The 19,212-nt window shown below is 72.6% G+C and carries 18 protein-coding genes; 5 read left to right on the forward strand and 13 right to left on the reverse strand.

What is annotated here, in order from left to right:
- Nucleotides 1–79 precede the first annotated feature (79 nt).
- Nucleotides 80–1,276, reverse strand: coding sequence for an NAD(P)/FAD-dependent oxidoreductase (locus tag C1I95_RS00405; RefSeq protein ID WP_111211695.1), 1,197 nt, complete (start codon nucleotides 1,274–1,276; stop codon nucleotides 80–82).
- A gap of 93 nt (nucleotides 1,277–1,369) precedes the next feature.
- Nucleotides 1,370–2,314 (reverse strand): RNA polymerase sigma-70 factor, encoded by a 945-nt coding sequence (locus C1I95_RS00410; RefSeq protein WP_111211696.1) that lies wholly within the window; start codon nucleotides 2,312–2,314, stop codon nucleotides 1,370–1,372.
- A gap of 213 nt (nucleotides 2,315–2,527) precedes the next feature.
- Between C1I95_RS00410 and C1I95_RS00415 the strand changes: the two genes are divergently transcribed.
- Nucleotides 2,528–5,551, forward strand: coding sequence for an AfsR/SARP family transcriptional regulator (locus C1I95_RS00415; protein WP_158566223.1), 3,024 nt, complete (start codon nucleotides 2,528–2,530; stop codon nucleotides 5,549–5,551).
- Here the strand turns inward: C1I95_RS00415 and C1I95_RS00420 are convergent.
- The 9 genes from C1I95_RS00420 to C1I95_RS36860 all read right to left on the reverse strand — a co-directional run bounded on the left by C1I95_RS00420 (nucleotide 5,482) and on the right by C1I95_RS36860 (nucleotide 14,231).
- Nucleotides 5,482–6,681 (reverse strand): endonuclease/exonuclease/phosphatase family protein, encoded by a 1,200-nt coding sequence (locus tag C1I95_RS00420; protein WP_111211698.1) that lies wholly within the window; start codon nucleotides 6,679–6,681, stop codon nucleotides 5,482–5,484. The genes C1I95_RS00415 and C1I95_RS00420 overlap by 70 nt on opposite strands.
- Nucleotides 6,678–7,778 carry a glycosyltransferase family 2 protein gene (locus tag C1I95_RS00425; RefSeq protein WP_111211699.1) on the reverse strand — a complete coding sequence of 367 codons (1,101 nt, stop codon included), beginning with the start codon at nucleotides 7,776–7,778 and terminating at the stop codon, nucleotides 6,678–6,680. Before C1I95_RS00425 ends, C1I95_RS00420 begins: the two co-directional genes overlap by 4 nt.
- Nucleotides 7,779–7,807: 29 nt before the next feature.
- Entirely contained in the window at nucleotides 7,808–8,749 is a 942-nt protein-coding gene (locus tag C1I95_RS00430) for a UbiA prenyltransferase family protein (protein ID WP_111211700.1), read from the reverse strand.
- Nucleotides 8,750–8,761: 12 nt separating this feature from the next.
- Nucleotides 8,762–9,805 carry an NAD-dependent epimerase/dehydratase family protein gene (locus C1I95_RS00435; RefSeq protein WP_111211701.1) on the reverse strand — a complete coding sequence of 348 codons (1,044 nt, stop codon included), beginning with the start codon at nucleotides 9,803–9,805 and terminating at the stop codon, nucleotides 8,762–8,764.
- A complete protein-coding gene (locus C1I95_RS00440; RefSeq protein WP_199523527.1) occupies nucleotides 9,799–11,112 on the reverse strand; it encodes an aspartate aminotransferase family protein in 1,314 nt (437 codons plus the stop codon). Before C1I95_RS00440 ends, C1I95_RS00435 begins: the two co-directional genes overlap by 7 nt.
- A 76-nt stretch (nucleotides 11,113–11,188) precedes the next feature.
- The gene (locus C1I95_RS00445; RefSeq protein WP_111211703.1) at nucleotides 11,189–12,142 is read right to left on the reverse strand and encodes a lysylphosphatidylglycerol synthase domain-containing protein; all 954 of its coding nucleotides are present in this window, start codon (nucleotides 12,140–12,142) and stop codon (nucleotides 11,189–11,191) included.
- On the reverse strand, nucleotides 12,139–13,182 hold the full coding sequence (locus tag C1I95_RS36855; protein WP_111211704.1) for a glycosyltransferase family 2 protein: 1,044 nt from the start codon (nucleotides 13,180–13,182) through the stop codon (nucleotides 12,139–12,141). The genes C1I95_RS00445 and C1I95_RS36855 overlap by 4 nt, the downstream gene beginning before the upstream one ends.
- Before the next feature lie 54 nt (nucleotides 13,183–13,236).
- Complete coding sequence (locus C1I95_RS00455) at nucleotides 13,237–13,950, reverse strand: hypothetical protein (protein WP_111211705.1); 714 nt, start codon at nucleotides 13,948–13,950, stop codon at nucleotides 13,237–13,239.
- 149 nt (nucleotides 13,951–14,099) lie between these two features.
- Entirely contained in the window at nucleotides 14,100–14,231 is a 132-nt protein-coding gene (locus C1I95_RS36860; RefSeq protein WP_267900682.1) for a hypothetical protein, read from the reverse strand.
- A 17-nt stretch (nucleotides 14,232–14,248) separates the two neighbouring features.
- On the opposite strand from C1I95_RS36860, the gene C1I95_RS00460 reads away from it, so the two are divergent.
- Nucleotides 14,249–14,692: an amidohydrolase family protein gene (locus C1I95_RS00460; protein ID WP_111211706.1), complete on the forward strand. Its 444-nt coding sequence runs from the start codon at nucleotides 14,249–14,251 to the stop codon at nucleotides 14,690–14,692.
- 63 nt (nucleotides 14,693–14,755) lie between these two features.
- On the opposite strand, the gene C1I95_RS00465 is transcribed toward C1I95_RS00460, so the two are convergent.
- Complete coding sequence (locus C1I95_RS00465) at nucleotides 14,756–15,616, reverse strand: aldo/keto reductase (protein WP_111211707.1); 861 nt, start codon at nucleotides 15,614–15,616, stop codon at nucleotides 14,756–14,758.
- Nucleotides 15,617–15,755: 139 nt separating this feature from the next.
- On the opposite strand from C1I95_RS00465, the gene C1I95_RS00470 reads away from it, so the two are divergent.
- Nucleotides 15,756–16,688 carry a LysR family transcriptional regulator gene (locus C1I95_RS00470; RefSeq protein WP_111211708.1) on the forward strand — a complete coding sequence of 311 codons (933 nt, stop codon included), beginning with the start codon at nucleotides 15,756–15,758 and terminating at the stop codon, nucleotides 16,686–16,688.
- 111 nt (nucleotides 16,689–16,799) lie between these two features.
- Entirely contained in the window at nucleotides 16,800–17,477 is a 678-nt protein-coding gene (locus C1I95_RS00475; protein WP_199523523.1) for a hypothetical protein, read from the forward strand.
- 94 nt (nucleotides 17,478–17,571) lie between these two features.
- Here the strand turns inward: C1I95_RS00475 and C1I95_RS00480 are convergent, their stop codons facing one another.
- Entirely contained in the window at nucleotides 17,572–18,213 is a 642-nt protein-coding gene (locus tag C1I95_RS00480) for a class I SAM-dependent methyltransferase (protein WP_111211709.1), read from the reverse strand.
- A gap of 75 nt (nucleotides 18,214–18,288) precedes the next feature.
- Between C1I95_RS00480 and C1I95_RS00485 the strand changes: the two genes are divergently transcribed.
- Nucleotides 18,289–18,882 (forward strand): helix-turn-helix domain-containing protein, encoded by a 594-nt coding sequence (locus C1I95_RS00485; RefSeq protein ID WP_199523524.1) that lies wholly within the window; start codon nucleotides 18,289–18,291, stop codon nucleotides 18,880–18,882.
- The last annotated feature ends 330 nt before the right edge of the window (nucleotides 18,883–19,212 follow it).

A 19,212-nucleotide genomic window follows, 5' to 3' on the forward strand; every position in this document is an offset into this window, starting at 1 on the left:
GGCCGCCCGGCACGCGAGGCCACCCGCCGGCGGCGAAGTGGGCGCCCTCGCGTCGCGGGCGCCCACTTCACGCCGTGCGCTATGCCTGCGCCTTGACGGCCGAGCCCACGGCGGCCCCTTCGCGGGTGACGCGGCGGCGCCGGGTCGGCAGCCCCAGCGTCGGGTTGGCAACGCCCCAGGCGGCGCCCTTGCAGACCAGCTCCTTGTAGACGGCGGCGAGCCGGCCGGTCAGCACCGCCGGCACGGCGCGGTCGTCGGCGGTGACGTACTGGATCAAGCCTTCCTTGCGGCCCAGTGAGATGCACTGGTTGAAGTAGCGGATCGGCGTGTTCGGGGGCTTCGCGCCGGTCAGCCGGGCCGCGATCGCGTCGGCGGCCTGCCACGCGGTCGGGGTGCCCGAGGCGCACGACATCCGCAGCGCCTTGTCCCCGGGGCCGATCACCATGGCGGCGTCGCCGACGGCGTACACGTCGGGATGGGAGACCGAGCGCATGGTCCCGTCGACCACGATCTGGCCGGTGTCGGTGATCTCCAGGGCGGTCTTCCTCGCGATCGGGTGGACCGCGAAGCCGGTGGTCCACACGGTGACCGCGGCCGGGATGGCCCGGCCGTCGGCGGTGCTGACACGGTCGGCTCCGACGCTGGTGACGGCGGTGTGCTCGTGCACGGTGATCCCGAGCGTGCCGAAGACCTTCCGCAGGTGCTGGCGGCCCTTGGCCGAGAGCCAGTCGCCGAGGCCGCTCCGGGCGGCGAGGGCGACGTTCAGGTCCGGGCGGGCCTCGGCGATCTCGGTCGCGGCCTCCAGGCCGGTGAGGCCGCCGCCGACGACGACCACGGTCTGCCTGGCGTCGAGGCGGGCCAGGCGCTCGCGCAGCCGCAGTGCTCCGGGGCGGCTGGCGATCTCGTCGGCGTGCTCGGCGGTCCCGGGAACGCGTCGGCTGTTCCAGCCGCTGCCCAGGGCGTAGACGAGCGTGTCGTAGGCGAGTTCTTCGACGCCGTTCGGGTCGGTGACGGCGACGGTCTTGCGGTCGACGTCGATGCCGGCGACCTTGGCGAGCCGCAGGTCGACGCGGGTTCCCGCGAACATCTTGCTGAACGGCCGGGGCTTGAGGTCCTGGCCGGTCGCCAGCTGGTGCAGGCGGACGCGTTCGACGAAGTCAGGCTCGGCGTTGACGAGGGTGATGGCGACGTCCTCGCGGCGAAGCCGCTTGGCGAGGCGGCCGGCGGCGACGGCTCCGGTGTATCCGGCTCCGAGGACGATGATGCGGTGCCGCATGTCCGTGCTCCTGTCCTGCCCGGGTTTGCCACCTGAACCGGGCAGCCCGCCGTTCCCTGACAGGAGCGCGGTGTGAAGCACCTCATATCGCGGTCAGTCGGCGTTGAACAGGGGCTCCCCGTGGTCGACGTCCGCCCAGCGCGCGGTCGCGCGGTCGAGCTTGTCGGGGTTGACCTGGTTGCGGATCGCGACGATGCCACCGGCGGTCAGTTCCACGCACATGACGCCGACGACCCGGCCGTGCACGACGACCACGGCGGCGGGATCGCCGTTGGCGGTCCACGCGTAGACCTCGGGCGGGCCGCCGAGCAGGGCCTGCTTGGCCACGCCGGGTTTGAACAGGCCGCGCAGGAACTTCGCGACCGCGACGGCGCCCTCGAATGCCTTGGCCCGGGCCGGTATTTTCCCGCCGCCGTCGCCGATCGAGATGGCGTCCTCGGTGAGCAGGCGTACGAGCGGCTCGATCTGACCGCTGGCGGCGGCCGACAGGAACTCCTCGACGATCCGTCGGGCGGCGGCCTGGTCGACCTCGGTGCGGGCCTTGCCGTCCGCGACGTGCTTCTTCGCGCGGTGGAAGATCTGCTGGCTGGCGGCCTCGGTGAGGTCGAGGATCTCGGCGATCTCCCGGTGCGGGTAGTCGAAGGCCTCCCGCAGCACGTAGACGGCCCGCTCGTTGGGTGAGAGGCGCTCCATGAGGGTGAGGACCGCGTACGAGACCGATTCGCGCTGTTCGGTGGTGTCGGCCGGGCCGAGCATCGGGTCCCCGCCGAGCAGCGGCTCGGGCAGCCATTGGCCCACGTAGGTCTCGCGGCGTGCCCGCGCGGAGGTGAGCTGGTTGAGGCACAGGTTGGTGAGCACCTTCGTCAGCCAGGCCTCGGGGACTTCGATGCGGTCGATGTCGGTGGCCTGCCAGCGCAGGAACGTCTCCTGCACGGCGTCCTCGGCTTCGCCGGCGGAGCCCAGGAGGCGGTAGGCGATGGCCTCCAGACGCGGCCGGGCGGCCTCGAACCGGTCGACGTCGTTGGCCGTCAGGGGCATGTCCCGATCGTAGGCGTCCGCGACGACCTGACCGCCGGACGGGCCGGGACACCCGCACGCATCGACGTTGATGGACGTCAAAGCATGATACAGACTGTCCGTGGCTGCCCTGTGCTCTTGCATGGCAACGGTAAGTATCGGTAAGAATCTTAACTGTGCGCCCCCGCAGGGTCGCCCGCCGGAATCACGACGAAACCGCGAGGACGCATGGACGTGCAGATTCTGGGACCGCTCGAAGTCGTCGTCGACGGCACCCCGGTGCCGCTCGGCGGCCGGCGGAACCAGATGATCCTCGCGGTGCTCGCGGCGGAGGCCAACCGCGTGGTACTGGTGGACCGGCTGGTTGACGCGGTGTGGGACGAGCAGCCGCCGCCGACCGCGCGGAGCCAGATCCAGATCTGTGTCTCCGCGTTGCGCCGCTCGCTGTCCCGCGCCGGCGCGCCGGATGTCATCGCGACCCGCCCACCCGGGTACCTGCTCCGGGTCGAGACCGGTCACCTCGACGCCGATGTCTTCGACGACCTGGTGACGTACGCGAGGGTCCTGGTCGACAACAGCCGCGACGCCGATGCCGCCGTCGAGCTGCGGCGCGCGCTCGGACTCTGGCGCGGTCCGGCGCTCGGCGCCCTGCCCAGCCGGGTGCTGGAGGCCACCGCCGGCCGGCTGGAGGAGCGCCGGCTCGCCGCCACCGAGGAACTCGTCCGCATCGAGTTGGCGCTGGGAAGGCACGACGACCTCATCGACGAACTGACCGCGTTGGTGGCCGAACACCCGCTGCGGGAACGGCTGCACGGTCATCTGATGCTCGCGCTCTACCGCGCGGGCCGGCAGGCCGAGGCCCTGGGTGCGTACCGTCGGGCGCGGGCCCTGTTGGTCGAGGAGTTGGGCATCGAGCCGGGGGGCGAGCTGCGCCGGCTGGAGAAGGCGATCCTGATGGGTTCCCACGAGCTTGACCTGCCCGCCCGCGCTCCGGTCCTGGCCGCGCCGGCCCGTGTGGCCGCGCACCCGGTCGTGCCGGGCCTGCTTCCCGCGGCCATCGCCGATTTCACCGGACGGCGGGACGAGACGCGCGGGCTGGTGGCGCGGCTGTCCGAGGTGACCACGATGGCCGCACCGGTGGTGGTGGTCACCGGCGCTGCGGGCACCGGCAAGACCGCGACCGGCGTACATGTGGCGCACCGGGTTCGCGGCGCCTTTCCCGACGGTCAGCTCTACGCGAGTCTGGCCGGCTCAGGTCCCATCCCGACCGCGCCCAGCGAGATCCTGGTGCGGTTCCTGCGGGCCCTGGGAATGAGCGGGACGGCGATCCCCGACAGCGTCGAGGAGCGCGCCGAGCTGTACCGCAGCCACCTGGCGGACCGGCGGGTCCTCGTCGTGCTCGACGATGTCGGGGACGAGTCCGAGGTGCCGCCGCTGCTACCCGGCAGCGTCAGCTGCCGGGTGCTGGTCACCAGCCGGTCCCGACTGCCCGGTCTGCCCGGCGCCGAGCGGGTCGAGCTGGGTGCCCTGGACACCGGGTCGGCCGTGGAGCTGCTGGGCCGGATCGCGGGGCCGCACCGGGTCCGTCAGGAGGCCGGGCCGGCCGCGACCATCGCCGAGCTGTGCGGCGGTCTGGCGCTGGCGCTGCGGATCGCCGGAGCCCGGCTGGCCGCCCGGCCGCACTGGCGGCTCGCCCGGCTGGCCGAACGGCTGGCCGACGAGACCCGACGTCTCGATGAGCTGGAACACGGCGAGCTGGGCATCCGGGCCAGCCTGGCGTTCAGCTTCGACGCCATCCGTGAGGCGGACCGTCGAATGCTGCTGCGCGCGGTCCTCGCCGACGTACCGGAGATCACCGCGTGGATGGGGGCGGCTCTCGCCGACACCGACCACGCCGAGGCGGAGAAGTCGTTGGAGCGGCTGGTCGACGCCCAGTTGCTGGACGGAATCGCGGACGACGGTGGGCCCAGCCGGTACCGGGTGCCGGAGCTGGTACGCGTGTTCGCCCGGCACCGGTCATCCCGCAGCGACAGCCCGGCCGAGGTGGCGGCGGCCCGTCGGCGCTTCCTCGGCGTCCTGCTGCACCTGACCGACGAGGCGCACCGCCGTGAGTACGGGGGCGACTTCACCATCCTGCATGGTCCGGCCCCCCGCCGGCGTCCGCCCCAGGAGCTGGTGGACCGGTTGCTCGCCCGCCCCGTCGACTGGCTCGACACCGAGCGGATGACCCTGGTCGCGGCGGTCCGTCAGAGCGCGGCGCTGGGCTGGTCCACCTACTGCTGGGATCTCGCCCTCGGCGCGTTGACGCTCTTCGAGTCCCGGGCGCACTTCGACCTCTGGCACGAAACCGCCGGGTTGGCGCTGGTCTGCGCCACCACGGCCGGCGATGTCCGCGGCGAGGCCGCCATGCACTACTCGGCCGGCACCCTGCTGCTCTTTCAGCGCCGGATGGACGCCGCCGCAGAGCGCCTCGACGCGGCGCGGGCCGGTTTCGAGCGCTGCGGGGACCGGCACGGACTAGCGCTGGTGCTGCGCAACCTCGCGCACGTCGACCGGCTGGCCGACCGTCCGGATCGGGCGCTGCGGCGGTACACCCAGGCGCTGGCCGGGCTGCGGGGCGTCGGCGATCTCGTCGGCCAGGCGCACGTGCTGCAGAACCTCGCGGGCCTGGCGCTGGAGTCCGGCGACGCCGACCGGGCCCGCGCCCTGCTGGACGAGGCGCTGGGCCACTGCCGCACCGCCGGCGCCCGCCGGGTGGAGGCGCAGGTGCTGCACCGCATCGGCGACCTGGCGCTGCACGAGGACGACTCGCCCCATGCCGTGGAGGCGTACGCGGCGGTGCTGCGGTCGGTCCGGCACGTCGGCGACCGGATCGGTGAGATGTACGCGCTGCTCGGGCTCGGCCGGGCGGCCTGCCGGCTCGACCAGCACGACACCGCCTCCCGTCGGCTGTCCGAGGCCCTGCACCTGGCGCGGGAGGTCGGCGAACGGTTCGTCGAGGGGCGGGCGTTGCACGCGCTGGCCGACCTGGATCTCGCCCGAGGGCGTACCGACCTGGCGGTGGGCCGGCTGACCGAGGCGGCGGAGATCTTCGAGGCCATCTCGGCCAGGCGGTGGCGGGCGCGGGTCCTGGCCGCGCTCGCCACCGCACGGCAGCGGGAAGCCGCGGTCGCGGTCGCCGTGCCGGTTCAGCCCAGCGACACCCACACCTCCTGGAGCCGGTGGTCGGAGAGCCGTTCCGCGGAGCGGAGATCGTAGCGGTGCACCTCGACCGGACCCCGGGTGAAGGTCCAGTCGACCCGCCAGAAGGGAAGTGGCCGGTCCAGCACGCTGTCCCAGTCGAAGCCGGTGGGGCTGTCGAACTTCCACGTCATCGGCAACAGGTCCCGACTGGCGCGGGTGGCGTCGTCGGTCAGCTCCCGCAGTCGGTCCATGTTGCCCATCGCCGAGGTGGAGTTGAAGTCGCCGGAGATCAGTGCCGGGTTCGGGTTGGCGGCCAGGTCCGCCTCCAGGCCGCGGATCTCCTCCTGCCGCCAGTCGAACTTGCGCCGGTAGTAGCCGTCGAAGTCGAAGTCGGAGAAGAAGTTCAGGTCGACGGCGGTCTGCACGGTGATGTGGACGTTGTAGGCGCTGAGCACCCGGTCGCCCACCCGCAGGTCGGTCCGCAGCACCTTGGCCCGGTCGAACACCCGCTTGAACGGCGTGTCCGGGTCGGCGGCGAGCGCCACGTCCGGACCGACCGGCGGCTGGGCGACGATCGGGTAGCGGGACAGCGTGAGCAGTTCGCCCCGACGGGCGATGTGGTAGTCGGGGAACTCGCTGCGGAGCCGGTCGTCGTCGGCCAGCGGGTAGTAGCCGGCCTCACCGGTGCCGGCGACCCAGATGACGTGCTCCTGCAACAGGTACACGTCGGCGGACTGGCGCTTGAGGTACGCGTAGAGCGCCTCGGTGTCGTCCCACTGGTCCCAGTACTGGGTGTTCCACGACACGACGTGCAGCGCCCCCGCCGGCACCGGCCGGTCACCGGTCCGCAGGGCGTGCCAGTTGAGGCCGCTCTGGTCGACGCCGAGCGCCATGCCGGCGACCGCGAGCAGCACCGCCCACCGCCGGGCCCGTCCTCGGGCGGCCGCCGCGGCGAGCAGCCCGAGGGCGGGCAGCACCAGCAGCGCTATCGGCGGGACCGCGTCGAGCAGCAGCGACCAGTGCCAGTGGCCGCTGACCGCGCGGCGTACCAACGCGTACGCCAACCAGAGTGCGACCCCGGCGAGCACCAGGACGCCGTACGCCCCGCGGGCCCGGGCCATGACCCGCCGCCAGCGCGGTCGCGCGGCGGCGGCCGCGATGGGCGTCGTCGGCTCGCCCGGCCTCGTCGGTGCCAGCGCGGTCACCGGCCCGCCTCCTTCGGCGTCCCCGCCGCCACTGCCGACGACGCGCCGGCGGTCACCGGCGCCGGCCCGATGTCGCGGGGTGTCGGTTCCGCTACCTCGGCCGGGGCCCGGTAGAGCCGACGGAACCGCGGGCTCACCGCCCATTGGAGCAGGCCGACCGTCAGCCCCGCGGTGACCGCGGTGTTCACGCTCAGGTGGGCGAGGACGAAGAAGGCCAGGAACGCCCACCCGCGTTCCCGGCGGACGAAGCGGTACTGGCCGGCGTCGGCGGCGACGGTGCCGGCCAGCGCGGCCAGCGGGACCGCCGCGGCCGCGGGCTGCCACGCCACCAGCGGTACGGTCGCCACGGCGAGCGCGCCGAGCAGGGCGGCCGCCGCCCGTCCGCCGGTCTCCATCCCCTGCATCGCCCGGCCCCGGTCGAGATAGAACGGGACCCGGAGTCTGCTGCGGACGAATGCCTTGCGCAGCAGCGGGCGCAGTCGACTCTCGTCGCTGAGCCGACCCCGGATTCGGGAGGTGAGCAGCATCGGGTGCCGGCGGGCGAGGCGCTCGGCATGGTCGATCTCCTCGGTCTGGCGCAGCGCCGGGTTGAACCAGCCGGCCTCCACGAAGGCGCTGCGGCGGACCGCTCCCAGGGCGTAGAAGCCACCGCTGACCAGTCCCTCGGCGCTCTTGCGCCAGTAGTGGTACTGGAGGATGCGGTACTGGCCGATCAGGGTCTCCGGGAACAGCGGTTCCGCGTCCGGCACGCCGAAGACCGCGCCGTAGCCGGCCGGGTCGGCCAGCAGCGCCACCGCCTCGCTGATCGCGTCACGGTGCAGGGTCAAGTCCGCGTCCAGGAAGAAGATCACCTCGCCGCGGGCGTGGGCCACGCCGAGGTTGCGGGCGGCGCCGGGTCCGCCGTTGCGGACGGCCCGGATCAGCGTGCAGTCGTGGCGGGCCGCCCGTTGCGCGCTGTCGTCGGTGCTGGCGTCGTCGACCACGATCACCTCGATCGGCCGGTACCGCTGGGCGGCCACCGACCGCAGGCAGAGATCGACGGTACGGCTGTCGTTGTACATGGGGACGACCACCGACACGAGTGGTGCGTACGTCATCGGGGCAGCTTCCTTCTCGGTAGGGGGAGTCATCGGGCGGCCAGGTGTCCCAGGGCGGCCACGCCGACCAGGAGCAGGCCCCATACGGCGAGGTTCACGACCATCGTCCGGTCCCGCAGCAGGACCCGGACCGGATCACCGCCACCTCGCTCGACGAGCACGACCTGCAGGTAGCGGAACACCGCGAACAGGGCACACGGGGCGGTGAGCAGGGCGGCCACCCCGACGCGTGCCTCCGCGTGCAGGTACATCAGATAGGAGACGACGGTCAGCGTCGCCGACAGCACCAGCAGCTGGTCGAGGAACTGCACGGTGTAGCTGCGTAGCGCGGGCCGGTGGCCGGCGCCGGCGGTCTGCACCTCGTGCCGACGTTTGCCGAGGATCAGCACGAGGCACACGGCCAGGACACAGATCACCAGCCAGCCGGCGACCGGGTGGCCGGTGGCCAGGTAGCCCTGGAGCAGACGCAGCACGAAACCGGCGGCCACCACGAAGACGTCCACCAGCGGCACGTGTTTGAGCCCTGCGCTGTAGACGCCGTTGAGCAGCAGGTAGCTGAGGACCGGCCACCAGGACAGCGCCGACGAGACGGCGACGAAGGCGCCGAGCCCGGCCGCGAGCAGCACCGCGCAGAGCACGGCGACGGGTACCGGCACCAGCCCGGCGGCGATGGGCCGGTGCCGTTTCTGCGGGTGCAGCCGGTCCCGATGCCGGTCGGCGATGTCGTTGACCACGTAGACGAGCGAGGAGGCCACGGTGAAGGCGAGCAGCGCGGCGGCCACCCGCCCGATCGTCGTCATCCCCCAGGTCGGCGCGTCCAGCAGGGGCAGCGGGACGACGAACAGGTTCTTCGGCCATTGGCCGGGACGCAGCACGGCGACCAGGTGTCGCACCGAGGTCGGCCGGACGCGGTGTCCCGACGCGGACGGGGCGACCGGTTCGACCGGTGGGTGGGTGTCCAGCAGTGACATGTCTCCCCCGCCTCAGAAGAAGATCTTCGCCATGGCGAGGGCGCCCTGCCGCCACGGCTCCCGGCTGGTCCGGCCGGTGACGCCGGCCGGTGACGCGGTCGCTCGTTCGGCACGCCACCACTCGTAGGTGCGCAGGATGGCGTCCCGGTTGGACAGTCGGGGTGTGAAGCCCAGGCGGTCACGGGCCTTGTCGATGCTCACGTACGAGTCGGCCATGAGCTTGTGCAGCAGCCGCCCGTACACCGGGGACAGCCCGACTCGTTGCAGCGTGGCCAGCACGGCCAGGGCGGGACGGGCCGGCAGGCCGATCACTCGCCGCCCGTGACCGGCCGCGTCGAGCACCGCCTGGAAGTCGTCCCGCCAGGTGCCGAATTCGGCGGCGGCCAGGTTGTAGGTGTCGTCGGCGACCGCCCGCGGCGCGTGCAGGACGGTCACCACCGCGTCCACCAGGTCCTCCAGCGCGAGCATCTGCACCCGCACGTCGCCGCGGCCGAGCACCGGGAAGTTCCGGCCCTCCTCGGCCCATTCGAAGAGCATCGCGAACAGACCCATCCGGCCGGGACCGAGGAAGGTCTTCGGGCGCAGGATCGACACGCAGTGCCCGTCGGCGCGGTACTTCTCGACGACCTCCTCGGCCTCGATCTTGGCGGCGTTGTACGCGTCGACCTCCTCGCGCGGGTGCTCCTCGGCCGTGGGCACGATCCGGGGCAGCCCGTAGACGGCGGTCGAGGAGATGTGCACCAGGCGCGGCACGCCTGCCGAGGCCGCCGCGCCGAACACGGTCCGCGCGCCGCCGACGATGATCGAGCGGATCTGCGCGGACGGGTAGCTGGGCAACGCCGAGGCGCAATGCACGACGGCGGCGGCGCCGGCCAGCGCGGCGGCCATGGCCGCCGGGTCGCGTACGTCCGCGACGGTCCAGGCCAGCCTCTCGGCGGTCGTGTCGGCCGGACGCAGGTCGATGCCGTGGACCCGGTGGCCGTCGGCGAGCAGCCGCCGGACCAGGTGCGAGCCGAGCATGCCGCCGGCGCCGGTGACGACGATGGGTCCTACCACAGCGAGCTCACCTTCTCCTTGACGAAGCGGGCCACCAGCCGGGTGAGGCCCTGTTCGAGGGTCTTGTCGAGGCAGGTCACCGCGTACTCGACGTCGGTGGGGTCGGTGACCAGCGGGGGCGCCAGCACGAGCGGGTTCTCCCCGTTGAGGGTGTAGTAGGTGTAGATGCCGTGGTCGCGGTAGAGGGCGTCCACCACGGCGCAGGTGATGAGCTTGAACCGGAACCGTGGGTCGCGGGCCAGCCCGACCGGTGCCAGCTTCCCCACCAGGTCGAGCACCCTGGGCCCGCCGTCGAGGAAGACGCCCCACAGGGCGCCGCAGCCGTCGACTCGCGCGACCGCGTCCCGGTGCCGCTCGGCCAGCCGGGTCAGGCCGGCGTCGAGAACCCGGCCGATCTCCCTGGCCCGGGTCGGGTAGTCGTCGTCGAGCGCGATGTTGACCGCCTCCAGCGCGGTGGCGGTCTCCTCGCCGAAGCCGTAGTAGGTGGTGCTGGTGCTCTGCAGCAGGGCGTCGGTGAGGTTGTCGTACGCCCGGCGGAACACCGGCTCGCGGGCGACGAACGCGGAGATCGACGACTTCCCACCGCCGAACGACTTGGAGGTGGTCAGTACGTCCGGCAGCAGGCCCGGGTAGCGCATGAAGTGGAACAGACTGCCGGTCTTGCCCCAACCGGTGTAGATCTCGTCGAAGATCAGCACGATGTCCTCGGCGTCGCACAGCTCCCGCAGTCCGCGCAGGAACTCCTCCGAGCAGGCCTGGATGGTGGAGGCGCTGAACGGTTCGATGAGGACGGCGTAGACGTCGTTCCGGTGCCGGCGCACCGCCTCGCGGACCGAGGCCAGGTCGTTGTAGCGGAACGTGTCGATGCCCGGGATGGTGGGGAAGGCGAAGGTGCGGGGCGCGCCGGTCAGCCCGCCGGAGCCGAGCAGCTTGCCGTGGAAGGCGATGTCGGCGCGCAGTACGGTCCCCCGCTTCCCGCCGTGGTACTTGTAGGCGAGCTTCACCGCCCCCTCGACCGCCTCCGCGCCGGAGTTGGGCAGGAACGACATGTTCAGGTCTCCGGGCAGCACCGCGGCCAGGTTGTGGCTGAGCGCCGCCAGGTACGGCGAGAAGTAGGTCTTGTGGACCTCCATCCGGCGCTCCCGCGCGAAGCGCTCTCTGGCGGCCAGGATCCGGGGATGGTTGTGGCCGTGGCTGAGCACCCCGACACCGCCGGTGAGGTCGAGGAGCCGTCGGCCGTCCCGCAGGGTGATGTGGGCGCCTTCGGCGTGCGCGACAAGTTCCCGGCCGAAGCCGAACGAGGTCATCAGCTTCACCTGGCTGCGGTTGACGTAGCGGCGGTACAGGTCGTGCACCTCGTCGACGTCGAGCCGTTCGGCGTCGTCAAGGGTGAACAGGTTGGGGGGCATGGTTCTCTCCCGTCGGTTCGGTGGAGGGGACGGACGTACGGGTGCGGGCCCAGGCGAGCACCACCAGCGAGGTGGTGATCTCGACGAGGACGCAGACGACGCGGCTGGCGACGGCGGCGGCGCCGGCCACGCCGAGCGGAAGGACGGCGGCCAGGGCGGCGAGGATGGTCACCTCGCGGACTCCCCATCCGTCGGGCACCAGGAGAGCGAGGCTGCCGGCGACCGTGGCGAGGGCGAATGCGCCGATGGCCGGCGCCGCGGCCGCCATCGGCGGCGCGCCGAGCGCCACGGCCAGGGCCCACAGGTGCAGACCGGAGACCAACCAGGAGAGGGTGGCCAGCGCGAGCGCCCGCCGGACCAGCCGGGCGGCCGGCGGCTGCACCGGGTGCCGCAGCCGCCGGCTCACCGCCGTGACCGGTGCCGTGACCAGCGCCGGTACGGCAGCGCAGGTCACGAGGAGCAGCAGCGGCACGGCGATCCACCACGCCTGCTGGCCGCCGAGGGCGGCCGGGGCGGCGAGCAGGCCGACACCGGCTCCGGTGAGCAGGGTCAGGGCGAGGCTGATCAGGTACGCCGAGGCCATCCGGGGGCCGGGCACCCCCGCCGTGCGGCCCAGTTCGATGTGGGTGAGCACGCCCCACACCCGTCCGGGCAGATACTTGCCGAGTTGGCCGAGGAAGAAGATTCGGGCGGCGGTGGCCCCGGTCATCGGTCCGGTGTCGGCGAGCAGTACCTGCCAGGCGTACCGGCCGAGCATCAGGCCGGCGAGGTTCGCCAGCACCGCCGCCGCCAGCAGCGGGGCCGTCTCGGGGCGGAGCAGGGTCCGGGCCGCCTGTGCGCCGTCGTGGCGTAGCACCAGCACCAGACCGACCAGGGCCGCGCCGACGAGGATCGGGGTGAGTAGGCGGCGGAGCCGCTCCCGGTTCACGGTCCGTCACCGGAGGGGGTGGACGGGACGAGTCGACTCCGGGGGCGTACCGCCGGTCGGTGTCGGCGGGTCAGCCAACGGGCCCCGCCGACTGCCGCCCCGGCCAGCAGGACGAGATGCACCAGCAGGTGCACCGCGAGGAAGTAGCCGAGGAAACGCACCCCCCGGTGGCGGGCGACGAACCGGCACAGGCCGGGATCGGCGGCGGCGAACACGGCCAGCAGGGCGACGGGCAGGAGGGCCGCCACCGGCGCGACCGTGACCAGCGGAAGGGTGGCCACGGCGGCGGCGACGGCGGCCACGCCCAGCGGGCGGTTCGCGGTGAGACTGGCGCTGCCCGGCCGGCGGGCCGCCAGCACGGTCGGCACCAGCAGTTGCGAGCGGCGGAACTGTTCGGCCAGCAGCGGGCCGAGCCGGTCCACCTCGTCGTGACGTGCGACGACCCGGTCGGTCAGCAGAATCCGGAAGCGAGGGGCAAGGCGGTCGCTGTACTCGAGGTCCTCGGAGTCGCGCAGTCGCTCGTCGAAGGGGCCGACGTCGTCCAGCACCGTACGGGGCACGGCGGCCTGGGCGAAGAAGGCGGTCCGTACCTCGCCCACCGCACGCCGCCGCCACCAGTACGCGTGCAGCACCCGGTACCACTCGACGGGGCCGTCGTCGATCAGCGGCTCCGGGGCGATGATGCCGTGTACGCAGCCGAGCGGGACGTCCGCGTCCGGGCGGTCGGCCGCGAGCAGTTCGAGCGCGTTGGCGATCGCGTCCGGTGCCAGTGCCTCGTCGGAGTCGAGGAAGAACACGATGTCGCCGCTGCTGGCGGCGATCCCGGCGTTGCGGGCGGCGGAGACGCCCCGGTTGCCGGGCAGCTCGATCAGGGTGCAGGGCAGACGCCGTGCGATGTCGCGGGACGAGTCGGTGCTGCCGTCGTCGACGACGATCACCTCGTCGGGTCGGCGAGTCTGTTCGAGCACCGAGCGGATACAGAGGGCGAGGGTCTTCTCGTAGTTGTGGTTCGGTATGACGACCGAGACGGTCACGCTCATGGCCGGCAGTCAAGGTGCGCCCGCTATCGAGTCGTTATCGTCCGGCCGGTGCCGTCAGCGGGGCAGCCACCTGCCGACCCTTGCCTCCTTCGCCTCCCGGTACACCTCGGCCGCGAGCGCGTTGGTGGCGATCTCGACCTCCGCCCTGGTCACCCGGTGACTCAGGCCCGGCCAGGTCGGGAAAGCCGGCCCGGCCGCGGTGGTGACACCGGTGGCGTCCAGCAGCGCGGCACCCGTCGCGGGCCAGGCCGGGTCGAGCGCGTCCGGTGGGACGGTCGTGACGATCACCAGGTCGGCCCCGCGCAGCGCCTCGGGAACCGCCCGGGTCACGGTGACGTCCACGCCGCCACGTCGGCGGGTCACGTCCGGACCGCCGGGGGCCGCCGCCGGGGCCGGCCCGGGCCGGCAGATCGTGACCTGGCTGCCCGGCGGCAGGACCGCCGCCAGTGGCCGCAGGTAGACCGCCTCGCAGCGGGCGTCGCCGAGCAGCCCGACCAGCGGGATCCGGCGGCGGACCAGGGCCCGCGCGAGGGCGGCCACGACGCAGGCCAGCGGCAGCCACCGCAGGTCCGGCGAGGACACCAGGCAGACCACCGGCCCGGCCGGTGCCGCCGAGACGACGGTCAGGTCGCCAGTACGGCAGGCCGGCGGCGCCTCCGGCGTCGGCCCGGCGAGCGCCCGGGCGACCGTCCGGACGGGATCCATCCTGCCGAGCAGCAGGCCGGTGCTCCGGTCGTCGAGATACAGGATGGCGTCCGCAAGCCTCATTGCCGCTCCGGTGTCGGGGGGAGGGGCACTCTCGCACGACCACCTATCGGACGGCCTTCGGTGTGCCATCGTCAACGCTGCCGCGCCCGTTCACGCATCGACGAAAGGCGAACGATAGTGGGGCGATGGCGGCGGGCCGTCTGCTCGGGTCAGTCGAACGACACGAGACAGGAGGAAGCCGTGATGGCACAGGCCAGCTCGGACACCCACTGGGGCCGTACCCGGCGGGCGACGACCCGCCAGCTCTTCGCGTCGCAGCCCGGTGGCTGACCGTCGGTCACCGCGGTGACAGTCCGGAATGCACCTCCGTCGGCTTGCCGGACTCGCGCAAGCCGTCGGCAACGGCCTCGGCGCCGAGCTGACCATGCTGCCGCTGCCCGCACCCCTGCGACTCATCCCGCTCCGCACGCTGCGCGACGCGGGCGTCGCGGTGGCGGCGAGCAGTGACTACCCGGCCGGCACGCTGTCACCACTGGCCGGCATCCAGGCCGCGGTCACCCGCCGCGTCGTCGACGGCACGGTCGTCCACCAGGACGAGGGCCTGACCGTCGAACAGGCGCTCGCGGCGTACACCAGGGAGGCCGCCGCAGCTCTGGGGGTGGCCGGACAGGCGGGTGTGCTGCGTACCGGTGCCGCCGCGGACCTGGTCGAACTCGACCGGGACCCGGTGCGCGGCGACCCGGAGCGGATCACCGGGATCAAGGTCACCGGCACCTGGTGCGCGGGCCACCGCACCGCGTGACCGGCCGGCCGGCGGCGGCCCCACCAGACGACATCGACGGTCGCCGGGTGGGGCCGCGCACGGTCAGGGCTGGTCGAGGCGAGCGAGGTGCTCGGCCGACAGTTGGAGATCGGCCGCGGCGACGGAGTCACGGATCGTCTCGGGGCGCGACGAACCCGGGATCGGGATCACGCCCGGCGCCTTCGCCAGCATCCAGGCCAGGCAGACCTGTTGCGGGCTGACCCCGTGCTCTCCGGCGACCTCGGCGAACACCGCGAACCGTGAACCCAGGGCGCCGGCGTTGGAGATGCCACCGAGCGGGCTCCAGGGCAGAAACGCGATGCCGAGGTCCGCGCACAGCGCGAGTTCCGGTTCGCTGGAGCGGAAGGCGGGCGAGTACTGGTTCTGCACGCTGACCAGCCGGCCACCGAGGATCTCGTTGGCGAGCACGATCTGCTCGGGATCGGCGTTGGAGATGCCGGCCATCCGGATCTTCCCGGCGTCGAGCAGGTCCCGGATGGCGCCGACGGAGTCCGCGTACGGGACCTCGGGATCAGGCCGGTGGAACTGGTAGAGCCCGATCGCCTCGACGCCGAGTCGCTTGAGGGACGCCTCGCAGGCGCTCTTCAGGTACTCGGGCGACCCGTTCTGGGTCCATGAGCCGTCGCCGGGGCGCAGGTGGCCGCCCTTCGTGGCGATCAGCACGCCGGACGTGTCGCCGCCGTAGGTCGCCACGGCGCGGGCGATCAGCGACTCGTTGTGGCCGACGTCGTTGGCGTACAGGTGGTAGGCGTCCGCGGTGTCGATCAGCGTGACGCCGGCGTCCAGCGCGGCGTGGATCGTGGCGATCGAACGCTGCTCGTCGGGCCGGCCCTCGATCGACATCGGCATGCCGCCGAGGCCGATCGCGCCGACGGCGATGTCACCGATACGGCGGGTGTGCATGGAGGCTCCTCCTCGAAGCGGTGCGGATTCGACGCGCGCGGAGGTTGCCCCCGCGGCGCACGGGTTCCAGCCTCCACCCCGACGGCTAAGCTGTCCAACAGAAGAATCTGATTCCGGCAATCGGTGTTGGTGATGAATCGTGGAACTACGCCAGCTCGAGTACTTCGTGGCGGTGGCCGAGGAGCGGCACTTCACCCGGGCCGCCGAGCGGATGCACGTGGCGCAGTCCGGCCTGTCGACGTCCATCCGCTCGCTGGAGCGTGAGCTGGGCGCCAGCCTCTTCGTCCGCAACACCCGCAGCGTCGAACTGACCAACGAGGGCCGAGCCCTGCTCACCCAGGCCCGGCACGCCCTGGCCAACGTCGCCGCCGCCAAGGACGCGGTCGCCGCGGTACGGGGACTGCTGCGCGGCACCCTGGCGGTCGGCACCCTGCAGTGCCTCGGCGCCGTCGACCTCCCGGCGACCCTGGCCAGGTTCCACGCCGCCCACCCCGGCGTCGAGATCCGGCTACGGCAGGGCGGCTCGCCCGACCTGATCGAACGGGTCCGCACCGGCGACCTCGACCTGGCGTTCGTCTCCGCGCCCGCGAGCGCGGTGCCCGGCGTCGCGCTGGCCCCGATCCGCGCCGAGGCGCTGGTGCTGGCCTGCGGCCCGACCCATCCGCTCCGGGACCGTTCCGGAGTCGACCTGCGCGACCTGTCGGGTGAGACCTTCGTCGACTTCTCCCCCGGCTGGATCAGCCGGGACGCCGTCGACCAGGCGATGGCCGCCGCCGGTGTCGAACGGCGGGTCGCGTTCGAGGTCAACGACGTGCACTGGCTGCTCGATCTGGTCAGCCACGGGCTGGGCGTCGCCGTCGTACCGCAGATCTTCACCACCAAGCGGACCGCCGCGCGCTTCGTTCCCATCACCGACCCGCCCCACTGGCACCTCGCCGTGGCGACCGCGAGCGGACGGCATCCGAGCACCGCCGCGACCGCACTGCTCTCCCTCGACGGCATCCGGGCCACGCCGGGCACGGCTCCGGCCGTGCCGGACGCAAGCGGCCTCTGCTCGCCTCCTGCCGGTTGACCCGGGTCGCCCCACACCGTCGGCTGTAGTTCGCCGCAGTGCGGCGTGCGGGGTCAGGGTCCGCGCGAAACGGGGCAGCAGACCCGGCGCGCGGCACGTACGCTGCCGGCCGTGACTCTGAAGATCAGCCGCCGGATCGGGGCGGCAGGCTGCGTTGCGCTGCTCGCGCTGTCCGGCTGCGTCTCCGCCGACCGCGACGACTCGTCCGCCGCACCGACGGCCAGCAGCAGTGCCGGCGACGATCCGGCCGGCACGACGGGTGCCTCCCCGTCCGGGCGGAAGTCGGAGGAGATCCCGCCACTGACCCAGCAGCGGTGGTGGGCGTGGGCGGCTGCGGAGCCGACCGCCACGAACCCGGTCGCCGACCGCCTCGGCGACCACTGCGCCCGCAACCAGCCCGGCGACGTGTGGTTCGCCGCCGGCACCTTCGGCGGTCGGGTGACCCGCCGCTGCACCCTGCCGGCAGGTCGGCCGATCATCGCCCCGCTGGTCAACCGCGTCACCACCGACGAGGCCGACTGCGACGAGCTTCTCGGCGCCGCGGACGGCTGGGCGGTGATGGACGGGGATCGGGTGATACCGCAGAAGCTCCCCAGCGAGCGGGTCCGGTTCGATGTCGTGGCCGGAAGCCCACTGTTCGGCTCCGACGGCGGTTCCTTCGAGGGCGTGGCGTGCGGGCTGTGGATCGCCCTCGCGCCGCCGAAGGCCGGAGAGCACCAGCTCGTCATCCGGGGCGGGGCCGGCGATCTGCAGATCTGGGTCGAGTACCAGCTCGACGTACAGCCGTAGCCGTAGGCCGGGCAGCCCGCAACCGCCCTAGGAGCTCGTCACCCGGACGGTGCGGACCAGAGACCGGATCGCACCGCCCACTGGCAGGCTGGCCTCATCGCGACGGCTTGCGGTGGGCCTTCACCACCAGGTCGTGGAGGCGCATCTGTGTCGAACCGTGCTCGACCTGGCGGGTTCGGGACTCCGCCACTGCCACGTCCCACAGCTCGTCGGTCAGGGATCCGGTGACGGCTTCGAGACCGATCGAGGCCTTCTGGGGGGCATGCTCCGCCGAGTGGCGGTCCGCATGATCGTGACCGACGACCAGGAGCGTTCCGCCGGGGGCGACGGCTCGGGCCAGCCGGGCGACGAACTGGCTGAACGGCATGTCGGGATGAACGTACTGGCTGACCACCAGGTCGAATTGCTGTGCGGGCTCCCAGGCCGTCAGGTCGGCCACGACCCAGGAGATGCGCGGCGCGATGTCGGGCTCCTGACGTGCCGCGAACTCCTCGGCGTTGTTCACGACCGTCGATGAGACGTCGACCGCTGTCACCTCCCAGCCCTGCCCGGCCAGCCAGACCGCGTCCGCTCCGTGGCCGCAGCCAGCGTCGAGCGCCGTCCCGGCGGGAAGGTCCGTCACCTCGGCGATCAGCTGAGGGCTCGGCGAGCCTTGTCCTCCCGGGTGCCCCTGGTAGTGCTGCTCCCACCAGCGGGCGCTGAACGCGGGATGGTCCGCGTGCGTCTCGTTGCTCATGTCTCGACGGTACGGAGAATTTCGCAGATCGAAAGGGGCCATGCGATTTCCGCAAGGACGACCTAGCATGAGGTCGTGTCACAGGTCGATCTTTCTGAGGTGGTCCGGCAACGCATCCGCGGACTACGGCAGGCGCGCGGGTGGAGCCTCGACGCACTTGCCGCGCGATGCCATCTGAGCCCGTCCACGCTGAGCCGAATCGAGACCGGCCACCGGCGCATCGACCTCGATCAGCTTGTCGCCCTCGCCCGGGCACTGGACACCACGATCGATCAGCTCGTCGAGCCCGTCGACGACGCTGACGTGATCATCCGGCCGATGCGACACCAGGAACCCGGCTTGGCCACCTGGGTGCTCTCGCGCGACACCGCGCAGCGTGGCGGCAACCTGGTGGCCAAGATGCGGATCACCCCCGAGCGGCGCACCGGCCCCGGGCACCTGAGCGTTCACCCCGGTCGGGAATGGTTCTTCGTGCTCAGCGGCACAGCGTTGCTACACCTCGGTGAGCGGCAGATAGCGGTCGGCACGGGGAACGCGGCGGAGTTCTCCACCATGATCCCGCACTCCATCGGCGCGCTGAACGGGCCGGTCGAGATCCTCACCATCTTCGATCAAGACGGAGAACGGGCGCACGCGCAGTCGTCGCACGACTCGACACCCGAAGGGTGAGCGGGCTTCTTGCGGTTACAGCAAGGATCTCCGGGCTGAACGTCGCGCCTGCGACCGCAGCAGATCCGACGAGGGACGCCACCGTGCCTGCGGCGGCCGCCCGCGCCGCGGGCGCGGCAGAGCCGAGGTAGCAGCGTCCGGCGTACCGCAGCGGAGCCGTACCGGTTGGTACGGCTCAGCGCGGGACGCTCCGCTCACCGGCTGCGGCTCGGGGGGAACCCGTTCGGGTCGAGGCGGCCGGCGAGTTCGCGGACGGCGGTTTCGTAGGTGGGGTCGGTGTGGTAGGGCCAGTGTCGGTTGATTGGTGGGGGGACGGTGTCGTCGAGTTGG

The sequence above is a fragment of the Micromonospora craterilacus genome, from assembly GCF_003236315.1.
Lineage (GTDB): Bacteria > Actinomycetota > Actinomycetes > Mycobacteriales > Micromonosporaceae > Micromonospora > Micromonospora craterilacus.